General features: G+C 58.3%; 1 pseudogene. It reads left to right on the top strand.

The features are described 5' to 3' along the window. Window positions 1-211: pseudogene (locus tag R5H23_RS17055) on the top strand (hypothetical protein); the annotation flags it as partial.

Below are 211 nucleotides of genomic sequence, written 5' to 3'. Positions count from 1 at the left end.
CTTCTGCTGACATGCCCCAACCAACCGTGACGGAGCCTGAGCCTCCTGTCGCGGAAAGTGAACACCCCTCACACGAGCCTCAGCAGGCGCCCCGGACACAACACGAGATCCTTGAGCCTGGCCTTCCCTCGAATGACCCGTTTGAGGACGAAGGATATCTACAGTCTCTAGAAGAAGAGGCCGGTCCCTTTCGGGACGATGATGAGTTCCA

Source organism: Gluconobacter sp. GP1 (genome assembly GCF_032913585.1).
Taxonomy (GTDB): domain Bacteria; phylum Pseudomonadota; class Alphaproteobacteria; order Acetobacterales; family Acetobacteraceae; genus Gluconobacter; species Gluconobacter cerinus.
The sequence above is the reverse complement of the archived record's forward strand: the minus strand, read 5'-3'. Positions and strand labels throughout refer to the sequence as shown.